The organism is Flavobacterium degerlachei (assembly GCF_900106645.1).
Classification (GTDB): domain Bacteria; phylum Bacteroidota; class Bacteroidia; order Flavobacteriales; family Flavobacteriaceae; genus Flavobacterium; species Flavobacterium degerlachei.
In genome coordinates this window covers 74,862-91,414 of the sequence record NZ_FNMV01000007.1, presented here as the reverse complement: position 1 = coordinate 91,414, position 16,553 = coordinate 74,862, and the positions used below count along the sequence as shown (strand labels likewise).

The 16,553-nt window shown below is 33.6% G+C and carries 20 protein-coding genes; 17 read left to right on the top strand and 3 right to left on the bottom strand.

Annotation, left to right across the window (positions count from 1 at the left end; all coding sequences use genetic code 11):
* Positions 1–71: 71 nt before the first annotated feature.
* Positions 72–1,148 (bottom strand): cytochrome d ubiquinol oxidase subunit II, encoded by a 1,077-nt coding sequence (gene cydB, locus BLV91_RS08695; protein ID WP_091432088.1) that lies wholly within the window; start codon positions 1,146–1,148, stop codon positions 72–74.
* A gap of 6 nt (positions 1,149–1,154) precedes the next feature.
* Positions 1,155–2,486, bottom strand: a complete 1,332-nt coding sequence (locus tag BLV91_RS08690; protein ID WP_091432086.1) for a cytochrome ubiquinol oxidase subunit I — start codon at positions 2,484–2,486, stop codon at positions 1,155–1,157.
* Between the two features lie 225 nt (positions 2,487–2,711).
* Here BLV91_RS08690 and BLV91_RS08685 point away from each other — a divergent pair, with 225 nt between their 5' ends.
* From BLV91_RS08685 to BLV91_RS08610, 17 genes are all read left to right on the top strand, one after another.
* On the top strand, positions 2,712–4,124 hold the full coding sequence (locus BLV91_RS08685) for an MBL fold metallo-hydrolase (protein WP_091431904.1): 1,413 nt from the start codon (positions 2,712–2,714) through the stop codon (positions 4,122–4,124).
* 88 nt (positions 4,125–4,212) lie between these two features.
* Positions 4,213–4,428: a YgaP family membrane protein gene (locus tag BLV91_RS08680; protein ID WP_175513983.1), complete on the top strand. Its 216-nt coding sequence runs from the start codon at positions 4,213–4,215 to the stop codon at positions 4,426–4,428.
* Between the two features lie 13 nt (positions 4,429–4,441).
* Positions 4,442–4,741 (top strand): DUF202 domain-containing protein, encoded by a 300-nt coding sequence (locus tag BLV91_RS08675; protein ID WP_091431902.1) that lies wholly within the window; start codon positions 4,442–4,444, stop codon positions 4,739–4,741.
* Positions 4,734–5,567, top strand: coding sequence for a methyltransferase (locus BLV91_RS08670; protein ID WP_091431900.1), 834 nt, complete (start codon positions 4,734–4,736; stop codon positions 5,565–5,567). The genes BLV91_RS08675 and BLV91_RS08670 overlap by 8 nt, the downstream gene beginning before the upstream one ends.
* Position 5,568: 1 nt before the next feature.
* Positions 5,569–5,775: a hypothetical protein gene (locus tag BLV91_RS08665; protein WP_091432082.1), complete on the top strand. Its 207-nt coding sequence runs from the start codon at positions 5,569–5,571 to the stop codon at positions 5,773–5,775.
* On the top strand, positions 5,768–6,070 hold the full coding sequence (gene trxA / locus BLV91_RS08660) for a thioredoxin (protein ID WP_091431898.1): 303 nt from the start codon (positions 5,768–5,770) through the stop codon (positions 6,068–6,070). Before BLV91_RS08665 ends, trxA begins: the two co-directional genes overlap by 8 nt.
* Positions 6,067–6,225 (top strand): DUF6132 family protein, encoded by a 159-nt coding sequence (locus BLV91_RS16990; protein ID WP_175513982.1) that lies wholly within the window; start codon positions 6,067–6,069, stop codon positions 6,223–6,225. The genes trxA and BLV91_RS16990 overlap by 4 nt, the downstream gene beginning before the upstream one ends.
* A gap of 99 nt (positions 6,226–6,324) precedes the next feature.
* Positions 6,325–6,918 (top strand): TetR/AcrR family transcriptional regulator, encoded by a 594-nt coding sequence (locus tag BLV91_RS08655; protein ID WP_091431896.1) that lies wholly within the window; start codon positions 6,325–6,327, stop codon positions 6,916–6,918.
* Positions 6,915–8,171 carry a TolC family protein gene (locus BLV91_RS08650; protein ID WP_091431894.1) on the top strand — a complete coding sequence of 419 codons (1,257 nt, stop codon included), beginning with the start codon at positions 6,915–6,917 and terminating at the stop codon, positions 8,169–8,171. Before BLV91_RS08655 ends, BLV91_RS08650 begins: the two co-directional genes overlap by 4 nt.
* A gap of 89 nt (positions 8,172–8,260) precedes the next feature.
* A complete protein-coding gene (locus BLV91_RS08645; RefSeq protein ID WP_091431892.1) occupies positions 8,261–9,136 on the top strand; it encodes an HlyD family secretion protein in 876 nt (291 codons plus the stop codon).
* Positions 9,137–9,251: 115 nt separating this feature from the next.
* Positions 9,252–9,857: a DUF2202 domain-containing protein gene (locus BLV91_RS08640; RefSeq protein WP_091431889.1), complete on the top strand. Its 606-nt coding sequence runs from the start codon at positions 9,252–9,254 to the stop codon at positions 9,855–9,857.
* 14 nt (positions 9,858–9,871) lie between these two features.
* On the top strand, positions 9,872–10,339 hold the full coding sequence (locus BLV91_RS08635) for a c-type cytochrome (protein WP_091431886.1): 468 nt from the start codon (positions 9,872–9,874) through the stop codon (positions 10,337–10,339).
* A gap of 14 nt (positions 10,340–10,353) precedes the next feature.
* Complete coding sequence (locus BLV91_RS08630) at positions 10,354–10,641, top strand: cupin domain-containing protein (RefSeq protein WP_091431884.1); 288 nt, start codon at positions 10,354–10,356, stop codon at positions 10,639–10,641.
* Complete coding sequence (locus BLV91_RS08625) at positions 10,641–11,552, top strand: ABC transporter ATP-binding protein (protein WP_091431882.1); 912 nt, start codon at positions 10,641–10,643, stop codon at positions 11,550–11,552. The genes BLV91_RS08630 and BLV91_RS08625 overlap by 1 nt, the downstream gene beginning before the upstream one ends.
* A gap of 3 nt (positions 11,553–11,555) precedes the next feature.
* Positions 11,556–12,290: an ABC transporter ATP-binding protein gene (locus BLV91_RS08620; protein WP_091431879.1), complete on the top strand. Its 735-nt coding sequence runs from the start codon at positions 11,556–11,558 to the stop codon at positions 12,288–12,290.
* Between the two features lie 84 nt (positions 12,291–12,374).
* Entirely contained in the window at positions 12,375–13,481 is a 1,107-nt protein-coding gene (locus BLV91_RS08615) for an ABC transporter permease (protein WP_091431878.1), read from the top strand.
* 98 nt (positions 13,482–13,579) lie between these two features.
* On the top strand, positions 13,580–14,704 hold the full coding sequence (locus BLV91_RS08610) for an ABC transporter permease (RefSeq protein WP_091431876.1): 1,125 nt from the start codon (positions 13,580–13,582) through the stop codon (positions 14,702–14,704).
* Positions 14,705–14,779: 75 nt separating this feature from the next.
* On the opposite strand, the gene BLV91_RS08605 is transcribed toward BLV91_RS08610, so the two are convergent.
* A complete protein-coding gene (locus BLV91_RS08605; RefSeq protein WP_091431874.1) occupies positions 14,780–16,522 on the bottom strand; it encodes an ATP-binding protein in 1,743 nt (580 codons plus the stop codon).
* Positions 16,523–16,553 lie beyond the last annotated feature (31 nt).

Here is a 16,553-nt window from a genome sequence, read left to right as displayed (position 1 = left end):
TCTTAATCAATAAAAAACTCCCTTGTAACACTATGTTCACAAGGGAGTTTTTATATTTAATATGCGTTGATTTAATGTTCTCCGTACCCAATATTATCCATTTTTCCACTAAACACTTTATACTGTATAATAAAATAAGCGATCACCAATACGATAGCAATTGCAAACCAATACACTCCCACAGATAATCCATAATCGTCTGCTGCTACATTGTAGATTGTTAGTGAAGGATTAACGCTATTCGTAGAAGGCAAAACATCTGGAAAAATCGAAGCTGCAGTCGCCGCAAAACCACCTACAAGAAACAAACTCGAAAATAAAAATCCAGCGCCATCATGGATAAAGGTTTTAACTCTAAACAACCCGAAAATACCAATAAAACATAAAATAGGAAAGATCCAAAGAATAGGAGTTTCGAAAAAATTATGAAATGGTAGTGGTTCTATATTGTGCCAAATTAATAATGAAACTATCACTAAGCCAAGCAGTACAAAGTTTAGCCTAAAAACAACTTCTTTTAACTTGGGATTCAAATCTGAATTTGTTTTATATATGATCCAGTTCGCACCATGAATCATTAATGCTATCACGCTTACAACTCCTAAAAATAAAGTAAACCAATCTATAATTCCCAGTTGATCAGCTTGTGGACTGAATGTTGGATTCCACAAAGGCAAAAAGAAAAAATGCGCTTCCTGAGTTGAAACTCCATTCTCCACCATTCCCAAATTTACTCCGCGAACAATATTACCCAAAGCCACACCAAAAAACAAAGCCAACAGTAAACTGGCGATTCCAAAGGCTTTATCCCAGACTACTTCCCACATAGGATGGTGTATTTGTCCACGTAATTCTAAACCAATAGCTCTAAATATAAGCAACCACAAGATCATCATCAATGGCAGATAAAAACCACTAAAAGAGGAGGCGTACAATGTAGGAAAAGCAAAAAATAAAACTCCACCTGCAGCTATTAACCAAACTTCATTTGCATCCCAAAAAGGGCCTATTGCATTCGTTATTGCTTTTTTATCTTTTTCAGTCTTCGCAAAAAACAAATGAATGATTCCTGCACCAAAATCATAGCCATCTAAAACGATATAGACAGCCAATATCCCCATTAAAACAACATACCAAAAGAATTCCATAATCATTTATTTTTTTACGGTTTCAGGACCATTTTTAATTATTTTTCCAATTAAAAGTAGAAACAACAAACCCAACAATAGATACAAACCTACAAAGCCAAGCAAAGTAAATAGTGTGTTTCCTGAAGAAACGGTGGGCGATGCTCCTGCTGAAGTTCGTAATAAGTTATATACCAGCCAAGGCTGTCTTCCTAATTCGGCAGTGTACCATCCCGTTGTGTTAGCGATATACGGAAAAGGCAACATAAATAACAATGACCACAAAATCCATTTAGTAACAAATAGTTTTTTTCTAATTAATTGAAAAACGGCAGCAGCCATTAGACCTATAAAAACAGTACCCAAACCTACCATTATATGATAGGCATAGTACAATCCTGAAATATTAGTGGGATGCCTTTCCTCCTCAAACTGGTCTAAACCTTGCACCGCTTTATCCCAACTTCCATAAGTAAGAAAGCTTAAAACATTAGGAACAGCAATCTTATTATCTAGCTTTTTATCCTTGACATCGGGCTGTCCTATTAAAACAATTTCAGCACCTTTTTGTTCAGTATGAAATATTCCTTCCATTGCTGCAAAAGTTACTGGTTGGTACTTCACTACGTTTTTGGCTAATAAATCTCCCGTAGGAACCGCAACAATTATACTTGACACTAATCCAAAAATAATCCCTGTTTTTAAAAATAATTTACCATAGGATTCACTTCTTTTACTAAGAATATAAAAGGCGCCAATACCAGAAACCACAAAGGAACTTGTTACCATAGAAGCCGCTTGATTGTGCAAGTAAGAAGGCCACAACCAAGGATTTGTAAACAAAGCCCCAAAATTATTAAGTACAAATTGACCGTTGGCTAATATCTCATAACCCACAGGATTCTGCATCCAGGAATGGGTTGCAATAATCAAAAAACCACTAGCCCAAGATCCTAAACAAATCAGTAATCCGGTGACAAAATGCCATTTATGTCCCAATATTTTTTCGCCAAAAAGAAACATCCCTAAAAATGATGATTCTAAAAAGAAGGAAAACATTCCCTCCATTGCCAGTGTCTGTCCAATAATCCCTCCTGTCAATTCAGAGAACTTGGCCCAGTTAGTCCCAAATTGAAACTCCATTGGAATACCTGTTACGACACCCATAGCAAAATTAAGCGCAAATATTCTCATCCAAAAATGAGTCGCTTTATTATATTGTATGTCGTCTGTTTTTAGGAATTTCCATTTGAAGTAGACAATGATTAAGGACAAACCCATTGTCAGTTGTGGAAAAAGATAGTGAAAGGTAATTGTGAATGCGAACTGTATTCTATCATAAAAAAGCATTTCTTCCATACTGCTGTAATTTTTTGTAAAACTACCCGTAAATTTAACCAATTTAACTAACTCAGCCCCCATAAAAATCACTTAATATCCTGATAAATATCATAGTTTATTACAATAAATTGTAATAGCTTTGTTATGAGTCATTTCTGCAATTATGTGGTATTTATGTAACAATAGTCACTGTGTAATAGAAATACAAGAATTACCTTTGTATAAGAATAAAAAAAAAATGTCATGAAAATAGAACAAATATATACTGGATGTTTAGCACAAGGTGCTTATTATATAACTTCAAATGGCGAGGCTGCCATAATTGATCCGCTTCGCGAGACTAAGCCCTACCTAGACCGATTAGAACGTGATAATGTAAAATTGAAATATATTTTTGAAACTCATTTTCATGCTGATTTTGTTTCAGGACATGTCGATTTAAGTAAAGAAACCGGAGCACCAATTGTCTACGGACCAAATGCAAACCCTGAATTTGAAGCAATTATCGCAACTGACGGCCAAGAATTCACTATTGGTAAAATTACCATTAGAGCTTTGCACACACCAGGACATACGATGGAAAGTACTACTTATTTATTGATTGATGAAAATGGAAAAGAGCACGCTATCTTCTCTGGAGATACTTTATTCATAGGCGATGTAGGAAGACCTGATTTAGCTCAAAAAGCAGCTTCGATGACTCAAGAACAATTAGCCGGAATATTATTCCATTCGCTAAGAGATAAAATAATGACTTTACCCGATGATGTCATTGTATATCCAGCTCATGGTGCCGGTAGTGCTTGTGGTAAAAACATGAGTAAGGAAACTGTAGGAACTATTGGTAACCAAAAAGAAACCAATTATGCTTTAAGAGCTAATATGACTGAAGCAGAATTTATCCAAGAAGTGACTGATGGACTACTACCTCCTCCAGCTTATTTTGGTATGAATGTAGCTATGAATAAACAAGGTTATGAAAGCTTTGAAACTGTTTTAAATAACGGTATGAGAGCCATTAATGTTAAAGATTTTGAAGCTATTGCTGAAGATGCTGGAGCATTGATCTTGGACACCCGAAAAAATGGAGAGTTTGCCAAAGGATTTATTCCGCAATCTATAAATATTGGAATCGATGGCGATTTTGCCCCATGGGTAGGCGCACTGATTGCTGATGTAAAACAACCTATTATTCTTGTTACCGAACTAGGCCAAGAAGAAGAATCCGTTACCCGCTTGAGCCGTGTAGGATTTGACAATCTAGTTGGACACTTGGAAGGTGGTTTTGAATCTTGGAAAAAAGCAGGAAAAGAAATTGATACCGTGAATAGAATAACTGCGGATGAATTTGCCAACGAAGTAAAGATTGGCGAAAGCAAAGTTATTGATATTCGTAAAGACAGCGAATATGCTGCTGAACATGTAGACGAAGCATACAGCAGACCTTTAGCGAACATTAACGAATGGATAAAAGATATCGATCCTAAGGAGCCCTTTTTTCTTCATTGCGCAGGTGGTTACCGTAGCATGATCGCTGCTTCCATTTTACAAGCAAGAGGTTTTAGAAATTTCTCAGAAATTGAAGGTGGTTTTAACGCTATTTCTAAAACTGCTACACCAAAAACAAATTTTGTCTGTCAAAGCAAAACCCTATAATTTACCTAAAAACTATTGATATTCAGTTATTTATATCGTAAATTTACTATTCATCAGTCCACTTACATTAAATTTTTATATTCGTATTATGAAAAAAAACATGGGTCTATTAGATAAGTCAATTAGAGGGATTCTAGCTGCTATCGTTGGAATTTTGTATGTTACAAATGTTATTAGCGGGACTGTTGCTTTAGTATTAGGAGCGCTGGCGATTATTTTTTTAATCACGAGCTTTATTAGTTTTTGTCCGCTATATGCTCCCTTCGGAATAAGTACTCGCCCTAAGAAATTAGAAGACAATTAAAAACAAATAATATATGAGTGAAAAAGTAAACAAAAATTTAATTTTAAGAGAGAGTCTGGCTCTACAAAGAACCACTTTAGCCAATCAAACTACATTTTTGTCTTTTCTACGCACAGCAATGTATTTTGCGGTAGCAGGATTAAGTACTCGAAATGTTTTACAAATTGAAAATAGTTTACTGATTGAAATTTCATTCTACACCATCTCCTTTTTTATTTTAATTTTAGGAATCGTGAACTTTTTTAAACATAAAAAGATGATTATTGAAAATGAAAAACACATTGGAGATTATAAATTAGACTATTATGAATAACGAACAATGTTGTGTAGTTTCCTGTGACAAACCATTAGATCAAGACTATTGGGACGCACAATACAAAGCTAAATCTACAGGATGGGATTTGGGACAGGTATCACCACCTATTAAAGCATATATTGACACATTAACAAATAAAAATTGCAGTATACTGATTCCCGGTTGTGGGAATACTTATGAAGCCGAGTACTTATTGCAACAAGGTTTTACAAATATTACTGTTATAGATATAGCCCCTACATTAGTTGAGGACATAAAACAAAAATTTGTAGCTAATTCACATATAAAAATCATCCAAGGTGACTTTTTTGAGCATCAAGGAAAATACGATTTAATTATTGAACAGACTTTTTTCTGCGCTTTACCTCCTACAATGCGTCAAAAGTATGTTTGGAAAATGCACCAGCTTTTGACTGAAGAAGGAGTTCTTTCAGGACTTCTATTCAATAAGTACTTTGAAGTAGGCCCTCCCTTTGGCGGAAGTAAAGAAGAGTACGAAAACCTTTTTAAATCGGCTTTTGACTTTTTGAAAATGGATGTAGCTCCAAATTCGATAGCACCAAGAGCGAATTGTGAATTGTTTTTTGAATTTAAGAAAAACAGCAGTGTAAAAGTAAATCTTTATCAATTTATAGGGATAACGTGTAATGGATGTATGAACACGGTTACCACCAAATTTGAAGCTTTAAACGATGTGCTAAACGCAAGTATGAGCACGAATTTTGCTGAAGTCTTGATAGTAGGTACAAAGGAAGTAGCGGTAGAAAAATTACAAAAAATCGTCTCTTATGACGAAAAATATAGCATCATTAAAATACATTAAAATGAAAAAAACACTTTTTACTAATTGGCATGCCATGCGTTGGATTCGTTTAGCTATTGGGCTGTTTTTTATTCAGCAAGCTTTTCAATACCAACTATTTTTACTTGGTTTTGTTGCTGCCTTTTTCTTGTTTCAATCTATATTCAATACTGGTTGTCATTTAAATGGCTGTCAAGTTCCATCCTATAAAACAGATAAAAATGAGTAGTTTTCAAAATATTATCAGTTCAGATAAGCCCGTACTAGTTGATTTTTTTGCAACTTGGTGTGGCCCATGCAAAATGTTAGGTCCAATTTTGAAAGAAGTGAAAGACAATTTGGGTGACCGAATTTCGATCATTAAAATTGATGTGGATAAAAACCAGCAAGTGGCTTCCCAATATCAAGTTCGTGGCGTACCTACAATGATTTTATTCCAAAACGGAAAGCAGTTGTGGAGACAGTCAGGAGTATTACAAAAAGGGGATATCATAAAAGTTATATTAGAAAAAAGTAATCAATGACAAAAAAAGCATTAACCATCACGGGAATGGGAGTAGCTGTAGGAGCTATTGCAGGCTATCTCTATTACCATTTTGTAGGTTGTGCCTCTGGAACTTGTGCAATAACATCCAAACCGCTAAATTCTTCCTTATACGGAAGTCTTATGGGCGGATAAGCATTTAATATGTTTGTTAAAAAAGAAAAAAAGTAATCCTAATTACTTTTTTTTTCTACCTTTGTTAACCAAATGGTTAAACCAAAAAGTTAATTCAAAATGAATACCGAAGAAAAAATATTTAATGCAGCGAGAACCGTATTCCAAAAAAAGGGATTTGCCGGTGCTCGTATGCAAGAAATTGCAGATGAAGCGGGAATCAATAAAGCCATGTTACATTATTGCTTTAAAAACAAACAACTTCTTTTTGAAGCAGTATTCATGAATGCTTTTTCACAATTAGCACCGCAAATCAATGCTATATTCAACTCTAATGAAACTGTTTTTGAGAAGATAACGCAATTCACACATTCATACATTTCATTTGTTATACTAAACCCTTTTTTGCCTCCTTTTGTCATTCAGGAAATGAATAATAATCCCGAATTTGTAAAAAGCTTTTTTAAAAATAAAAACACTCCAAACCCATCACAACTGATTGATCAAATCAAAAAAGAAATTGACCAGGGAATAATAAAACCTATTGATCCTCAACAATTGCTATTGGACATATTCGCCATGACTGTTTTCCCTTTTGCAGCTCATATGCTAGTAAAAGGAATACTACATATCAATGATATAGAATTCAATAAAATGATGGAAGAGCGAAAAACGATTATTGCTGAACAAATTATTAATTCGATAAAAAAATGAGAAAAATAATTCTACTCTTACTTTTAGGTTTACCGCTAATTTCTGTGGCACAACAAACCTTGTCTCTGGAAGATTGTTATGCTTTGGCCAATAAAAATTATCCTCTAAGCAAACAAAATTCACTTTTGCAGCAAAAATCAAATTTAGACACCGAAGCCCTTAATAAAGGAAAACTTCCTAAAATAGATTTGAACGCACAAGCTACTTATCAATCTGATGTAACGGCATTGCCCATTAGCTTGCCTAATGTTACCGTAACACCTCCAAACAAAGATCAGTACCGAGCAACCTTGGATTTTAATCAATTACTGTATAATGGAGGTTTGATAGATGCCAACACCAAAATCAAAGAGGCTCAAACCAAATTGCAACAACAGCAAGTAGAAGTAAGTTTATACCAATTAAAAACCAGAATCAATCAGCTGTATTTTTCTACTTTATTGCTGCAAGAACGCGCTAGTTTACTATTGGCCAAAGACGAACAATTGGATTCTAAAATTAAAGAAGTTAAAGTTGGAGTGAAGTATGGCGCCATTCTTCCTGCCTCAGAAAAAGTTTTAGAAGCTGAGAAATTAAAAATTAAGCAGCAACTCACCGAAATTCAATTCGATAAAAAAACAGCCTTAAAAAGTCTATCCACTCTCACCTACTCAACAATTGATGAAAAGGCGATTTTGGTAAAACCAGAAACGGTAACCAACTCTAATACTACAAACAATCGTCCCGAATTGAAGTTGTTTGACTTACAAAACGAGCAAATCAACCTTTCGAAAAGCCTAATCTCTAAAAATAATTTACCAAAAGTAAATGCATTTGGTCAAGCTGGTTATGGAAATCCAGGACTCAATATGCTTGACAATTCATTTCAGACTTTCTATGTTGTAGGTGTGAAAGCGAATTGGAATGTATTTGACTGGAATAAATCAAAAACAGAACAGCAGGCTTTGACGGTTTCTGAAGCTATTGTTTCGACAGAAAAAGAAACGTTTGAACTCAATACCAATTTGCAATTGCAAGAAATGGAAAATGAAATCATGAAAACGGAAACAGTCATCACAACCGACTCAGAAATTATTGCTTTAAGAGATTATGTTGTAAAATCTTCGGACGCTCAACTGAAAAATGGCGTTATCACCGCATCAGAATATCTGGTGGAATTGACGAATTTATTCGAAGCAAAAACAAATGAAAAACTCCATCAAATTTCATTGGCTTTAGCCAAGGCAAATTATCAAGTTGTAAAAGGATATTAAAAATTATTATAAATGATGAATTTTAAATTTTGAATGAACCGTTTTTACAATTTCAATTTAAAATGTAGAATTCAAAATTCAACCCAAACATGAAAAAAACACTAGCATTATTAATTCTCGCAAGTTTGTTCTCTTGTAACAACAACGATGAAAAAGCAGACGGTTATGGTAACTTTGAAGCTACTGAAGTCACGATTTCGGCGGAAGCCAATGGAAAATTAATTTCTTTTACGATCGAAGAAGGAGCTGTTTTAGAACCCAATACTCAAATAGGATTGGTTGACACCACACAATTGTACTTCAACAAACAACAACTAATCGCTTCACGAAACACGATTTTTTCAAAATCTAAAAATGTATTGTCACAAGACCAAGTTTTACAAGCACAACTCAAAACGACTTTAATTGAGAAAAAAAGAGTTGAAAATATGTTTGCTGAAAATGCAGCTACGAAACGACAAGTGGATGAAGTTGTAGGTAAAGTAAATGTATTAAAAGAACAGATAAAAAGTGTAGGAACACAAAATGCACCTATAAAAAACGAAGCAAAATCAATTGATGTTCAAATTGAAAAAATTGAGGACCAAATCGAAAAAAGCAAAATTATCAATCCAATTAAAGGAACTGTACTGGCCAAATATGCTGAACCAAACGAAATAACAGCCTTTGGGAAACCCTTATACAAAATAGCCGATATTTCTGAAATGACTTTGCGCGTTTATGTAAGCGAAACACAATTGCCTAAAATAAAAATAGGTCAAAAAGTCACAGTAAAAATTGACTCTGGAGCAGAAATGAAAGATTATCCGGGTACGATTTCTTGGATAGCATCATCGGCAGAATTTACTCCGAAAATAATTCAAACAAAAGAGGAACGAGTAAATCTAGTGTACGCTATAAAAATTATAGTTAAAAATGATGGCAGTCTTAAAATAGGTATGCCTGCAGAAATGTGGATTAAATAGTCCCTTAATTTTTAGTTAAGTTATTGATTTTAAACTTACAAAGTGACTTTTATTACTCCCGTTAATTATTAAGTGCCCTAAATTTGAGTATTATTAATAATTAAATATTTGTATTATGAAAAACATACTTTTTTCTACTGTTCTAACTTTGATTCTATTAAGTAGCTGTACTAATGACAACGATATTCAATCTACGGTACCCATTACACAGGCAGAAGTTGACGATTTAAAATTTTTAAGAGAAGAAGAGAAACTGGCTAGAGATGTTTATATTTTTTCTTACAACAAATATCAAGTTAGTATTTTTAATTCTATTTCTCAAAGTGAACAAAAACACATGGATAGCGTTTTGAGCTTAATGAATACCTACGGAGTTTCTGACTCAGCATCAACAAAGATTGGCGTTTTCAACAATCCTGATATTCAAGCACTTTATAACAGTTTGACTGATCAATCTAATATCTCACTAGTAGAAGCACTAAAGGTAGGTGCAACAATTGAAGATCTAGACATCAATGATATTGATGATTTTATTGGAAACACCACTAAATCGAATTTATTGACTGTTTATAACAATTTAACTTGCGGTTCAAAAAATCATATTCGTTCTTTCACAAGCCAACTCTCATCAAATGGAGTGACTTATGTTCCGCAATTTATTTCTGAAGAATATTATAAAATTATTTTGAGTGAACCTAATGGTGGATGTGCTAATAATTAATTAAATTATATAAAATGAAAGTAAATATAATAATAATTCTAGTTGTACTTTTTTCTAGTTGTAAAAACAAACAAGCTATAGAAAATTTGGATAAACGAGAAACGAAAGAAGTGAATGTCACAGCGGCTGAAGGTCAAAAATTGATGGCTGAAAATTGTTATGCTTGCCATAGTGTTGCCACAAAATCACATGATGAAATCATTGCTCCACCCATGATTGCCGTAAAAAAAAGATATTCAATGGAATATAATAATAAGGCAGATTTTGTTAAGGCAGTTGTTGCTTATGCAACGGATCCAAAGGCAGAAAATGCACTGATGATTGGTGCCCTAAATAAATTTAATACAATGCCAAAGCAAGCATTTAATGAAGAGGATTTAAATAAAATAGCCTCTTATATTTACGAAAATGAGATCGAAAAACCAGAATGGTTTGAAACCCATTTTAGACAAAATCACGGAAAAGGAATGGGACGAAACTAAATAAAAAGAAAAAAATGAACTTAAATCACCTTCATACAGACAATAAACCAGTACAAACAAAACTCCTTTTCTCAGCAACGGAAGGCAAAGTGATCTCGTTGCAAATCGCCGCAGGAGAACAATTGAAAGAGCATATTACAAAAGTCCCTGTACTTTTAGTCTGTGTTTCAGGAAGTGCCGTTTATAAAGATGAAAAAGAATCTGTTTTTAATTTAAAATCAGGTGACTTTGTGAATATAGAACCTGATGTTAAACACAGAATTGACGCCATAGAAGAAAGCAATTTTTTATTGATTAAATAATGGGTATCCAAGTTCAAAATATTTCAAAATCCTACCAAAACAACCTTGCAGTTGAATCTATTACTTTTGAAGTAAAGAAAGGGGAATTATTTGGACTTATCGGTCCTGATGGGGCGGGAAAAACTACATTATTCAGAATACTGACTACGCTCCTACTTGCTAATGAAGGAACCGCAACTGTAGCTGGTTTTGATGTCGTCAAAGAGTATAAATCTATTAGAAAAGTAGTGGGTTATATGCCCGGAAAATTCTCTTTGTACCAAGACTTAACCATTGAAGAAAACCTGAATTTTTTCGCCACTATATTTGGTACCACTCTAGAAGAAAATTACGACCTCATCAAGGATATTTATATCCAAATTGAGCCTTTCAAAAATAGACGAGCGGGAAAACTTTCGGGTGGAATGAAACAAAAACTGGCATTATGTTGTGCTTTAATTCATAAACCTAAGGTGCTGTTTCTTGACGAGCCAACTACGGGAGTCGATCCTGTTTCAAGAAAAGAATTTTGGGAAATGCTGAAGCGCTTACAGCAAAAAGGCATTACCATTCTGGTTTCGACGCCATACATGGATGAAGCTACTTTGTGTGACCGAATTGCTTTGATTCAAAAAGGAAGCATTTTAAAAATTGATACACCCCAAAACATAATTACGAATTATGACAAAACCATTTATGATGTCCAGTCAAAAAACACGCATCAACTAATACTAGATTTAAAAAATTACCCAAGTCAATACAGTGTTTTTGCTTTTGGAGAATTCATTCATTACATCGATAAAAATGAAAATTTCAATCCGCTGGAATTAGAAAAATATTTGCAACAAAATAGTCATCAAGAAATTGTAATTAAAACATCAAAAACAACAATCGAAGACGTATTCATGGATTTAACAAACCTAAACCAATAAGTTTTGAACCAAGAAAAAATCATATCCGTACAAAACCTCAGCAAAAAATTTGGTGATTTCACTGCCGTAAATAATATTTCATTTGAAGTAAATAGAGGTGAAATTTTTGGTTTTTTGGGAGCCAATGGTGCTGGAAAAACAACGGCCATGAAAATGCTTATCGGAATTTCAAAACCTAGTTCGGGAGAGGCAACTGTTGCAGGTTTTGATGTCAAAACCAATTCGGAAATGGTCAAGAAAAGCATTGGTTATATGAGTCAAAAATTTTCGATGTATGACGATTTAACCATTAAAGAAAATATTACTTTTTTTGGAGGAATTTATGGTTTGTCAAAAAGCCAAATTAAAGAAAAAACGTCCAAATTAATTGCAGAATTACAATTAGAGGAAGTGGCTAATAAACTCGTTGGTTCTCTACCTTTAGGATGGAAACAAAAACTAGCTTTTTCCGTCGCTTTATTGCATGAACCTAAAATTGTATTTCTGGACGAGCCTACTGGCGGTGTTGATCCCATAACAAGAAGGCAATTCTGGGAAATGATTTATGCCGAGGCGCACAAAGGAACCACACTATTTGTAACTACGCATTATATGGACGAAGCGGAGTATTGTGATCGGGTTTCTATTATGGTTGAAGGACATATTGAAGCTTTAGATACACCAAAAAACTTAAAAACACAGTTCAATGTAGATTCTATGAATGAAGTGTTTTTAAAATTGGCAAGAAACATAGAGTAAGATTAAAGAAGACAGATCAGAGATAATAGAAAATAGACTACGATCAGTTTAAACTTTAAACCTGAAACATTAAACTTTTAATAAATGAAACGATTTATCGGTTTTGTAACCAAAGAATTTTACCATATTTTCAGAGATAAACGCTCCATGTTTATCCTTTTTGGGATGCCAATTGCCCAGATAATGTTATTTGGTTTCGCAATTACAAACGAAATCAATAATGTAAATATTGCAATTTTAGACTACTCAAAGGACACGGAAACACAAAAAATAATCAATAAAATCAGTGCTTCTCCTTATTTTCATATCGAACAGGAAATTGATAGTGAAACCCAAATAGAATCGATATTCAAAAAAGGGAAAGTAAAAGCAGTTTTAGTTTTTCAAAATCAATTCATAAAAGATTTACAAACTAAAAAACAAGCAAAAGTACAAGTCATAACAGATGCCACAGATCCCAATATCGCCAATACCATAACCAATTACATCAATGCTATTTTGCAAAACTACATGCAGGAAGCCAACAAAAACAATCAAGTTAGTTATCAAATACATTCACAGACTCAGTTGTATTACAACCCTGAATTGAAGAGTGTCTTTACTTTTGTACCAGGTGTCATGACAATTATTTTAATGTTAGTTTCAGCCATGATGACTTCAATTTCCATCACCCGTGAGAAAGAACTTGGTACAATGGAGGTGCTACTTGTCTCCCCGCTTAATCCATTGCAGGTAATTCTTGGAAAAGTCTTCCCTTATATATTCCTTTCCGTTATTAATGCCATTGTTATATTGACTTTAGGCGTATTTGTATTCGCAATGCCCATTCAAGGAAGTTTATTTCTGTTGGCTTTTGAAAGTATTTTATTCATTGTCACAGCATTGTCTTTAGGTATATTAATTTCAACTGTGGCCAATTCGCAACAAACTGCAATGATGCTATCTTTAATGGGACTGATGTTGCCCGTAATTATACTTTCCGGATTCATTTTTCCACTTTCAAGTATGCCCCTACCATTACAAATTATTAGTAATATCATACCCGCAAAATGGTTTATTATCATCATAAAAGCCATTATGCTCAAAGGTGCCTCCATCAGTATCATCTGGAAGGAAACATTAATTTTAATAGGAATGACGGTATTTTTCATTGCATTAAGCATCAAAAAATATAAAATTCGATTGGAATAATTTTTAGGAGCTATTTCCTGCTTTACGCTTCAATCTTTTCCCTCGTTAAAAAACGAGTTAAAAGGATTTTCACTTCAATCAGGGCTAAAAAATAAAAAATGAGAACAATATTATTCATCATACAAAAGGAGTTCAGACAAATCTTTAGAAATAAAGCCATGCTGCCTATTATATTTGTTTTGCCTTTTATTCAACTATTGGTTTTATCTAATGCTGCGAGTTTTGAAGTTAAAAACATAAAGTTTTCTTATGTTGACAACGATCATTCAGCTTCTTCAAGAGAACTAATCAGTAAATTTCAATCATCAAGCTACTTCGTCATGGTGGATGAATTTCCTTCAAAAAAGGAAGCCAATTTACAAATGCAAAAGGGCAAAGTCGATGTCATTCTTGAAATTCCCAATCATTTTGAACGGAATTTATTAAGCGAAAAAAAAGCAGCACTTTCAGTAAGTATAAATGCAATTGATGGTGCCGCCGCAGGAGTCGAAAATGTCTATATTTCACAAATAATAGCTAGTTATAACCAAAAGATACGGACTCAATTGTCTCAATACAATGAAGGTACTTTTATACAGCCTCAAAACATTATTACAATTCCTTCTTTTTGGTACAATAAAACTTTGAATTATAAAACACTAATGGTTCCTGGAATTTTAGTTTTGTTAGTTACTATGCTTACCCTTTTTCTATCGGCAATGAATATTGTCCGTGAAAAAGAAATTGGCACCTTAGAACAAATCAATGTTACGCCTATCAAGAAACATCAATTTATCATTGGAAAATTATTCCCGTTTTGGGTACTGGGCTTACTAATTTTGACCGTAGGATTAATCATTGCCAGAGTAGTATTTCAAATTCCCATAATAGGTAATATTGGATTAATCTACCTCTTTACGTCTGTTTATTTATTGGTAATTCTGGGAATTGGCTTATTTATTTCTAATTATACTGAAACACAGCAACAAGCTATGTTCATAGCCTGGTTCTTTACTGTTATCTTCATACTAATGAGTGGATTGTTCACTCCAATAGAAAGCATGCCTAATTGGGCACAGCAAATTACACTGGTTAATCCAATACGCTATTTTGTGGAAATTATTAGAATGGTGATGCTCAAAGGGGCTACTTTTTCAGATATATCTACACCTTTTTTTATAATTGTTTTTTATGCCTTTTCTATAAATGGACTTGCTGTTTGGAGTTACAAGAAAACGAATTAGCGATAAGAACGTAAGCGATTAGAAAATCATTTTGTTCTGTAAGAGAAACACAGTAGCTTCTTGCTTATGCACAGTCTATTTCTTATTCCATTTATGTAGAATTCTCATCAAATCAGCAATGATAATTGGTTTTGGCATATAGTCGTCCATTCCCACTTCAAAACATTTTTCTTTTTCACCTATTAAGATTCCCGCAGTCATGGCGATAATAGGAGTGTTTTCAGCTCCCCTTAGCTTTATAATATCAGATGCAGCATCATAACCATTTTTATTGGGCATCTGAACATCCATTAACACCAAGTCCGGATGCTCTTTTACATATTTGTCAATGGCGTCATTTCCATCAACAGCTTCAATTATTTCGCAATCAGGAATAATTCTTTTCAGCAGTGTTTTAGCCAGAAGCATATTAATCTTATTGTCCTCAACTACTAGTATTTTATTATAACTTAAAGGGGATAGAGGAATCCATCGCTCTTCCTCTTCCACAGTAAAGTCCTCACCGTCATTACTTTCAATTTGATTAGACTTTTTGAGCTGAACAGTGAAGAAAAAATTACTTCCTTCTCCAAATTTACTTTCCAGATTTAGTTTACTACCCATTAAATCTAAAAGTTGATTTGAAATGGTTAGTCCTAATCCAGTACCTCCAAACTGTCTGCAGGTGGAACTGTCACATTGCATAAAGGATTTAAATATTTTTTCATTATTAACATCTTCTATCCCTATACCTGTGTCTTTTACAGAAAAATTTACTGTTGAATAATATTTATTTAAAGAAGGAGTTTCAGTAACATCTAAAGTAATTGTCCCTTTATGTGTAAATTTTACGGCATTGCTAACTAAATTGACTAATACTTGTTTTAATCTTGTCACATCTGCTTGAACAAATTGTGGCACAGTCGACCCTATATTTAATATCAAATCTATCTCTTTTTTGATAGTTTGAAATTTGAATAAATCAATGACTTGATTCGATAATTGAAATAGATTTGTTTCCGAAATTTCTAATTCAAGCTTACCAGCCTCAATCTTAGAGAAATCTAATACTTCATTGACAATATGAATTAATGAATTAGCCGACTCATTAATTGTAGACATATATTGCATCTGGCTTTTCTCTAGTTTGGAGCTCATTAATAGGCCAGTAAAACCAATTATTCCATTTAATGGTGTTCGAATTTCATGACTCATATTAGCTAAAAAATCAGTTTTAGCTTTACTTGCAGCAGTAGCCTGCTCCTTAGCTTTCACTAATTCCATTTCAATCAATTTCCTTTCCGTAATATCAACCATAATAATATGACACTGCTTACTATCTTCAGAAATAATTCCTGTAAGCATTACATAAATGGGATTAGCATCCTTACCTGAAAGAACAACTTCACATGATTCCTTAATCCTATCTTTAAATATTTTCTCTAAAAAAAGATTAAAAACTGGTTTTGTCTCATCCGAAATAAAAAAACCAAGCCTGCTATCGATTAATTTAACTCGTTCTTTCCCTAACAATTGCGAACCATACAAGTTTGCCGCTATCACATTTCCTTCCTTAGTAAGATTAAAATAGGCTGACGGCAAAAAATCATACAATTCAATATATTTTTCAGTAGCAATTTCTTTTTGCTCCATGGCAAGCAAAAGCTCCTCATTTTGCAGTTCCAGTTCTATCTGATGTACTTCCAGCTCATGAATAAGTTTCATTGCTTCAACCTCAGTCAGCTTGGACTGCAAAACTGAAGTTTTTGCTTTAAGTCTACTTTCTGCTTTTTCACGAAGTAGTTGGGCTGCTTTTAATATGTCCACTGAGTTTTTCATGATTCTTACTGTTATTAAAGTACAATTTCAT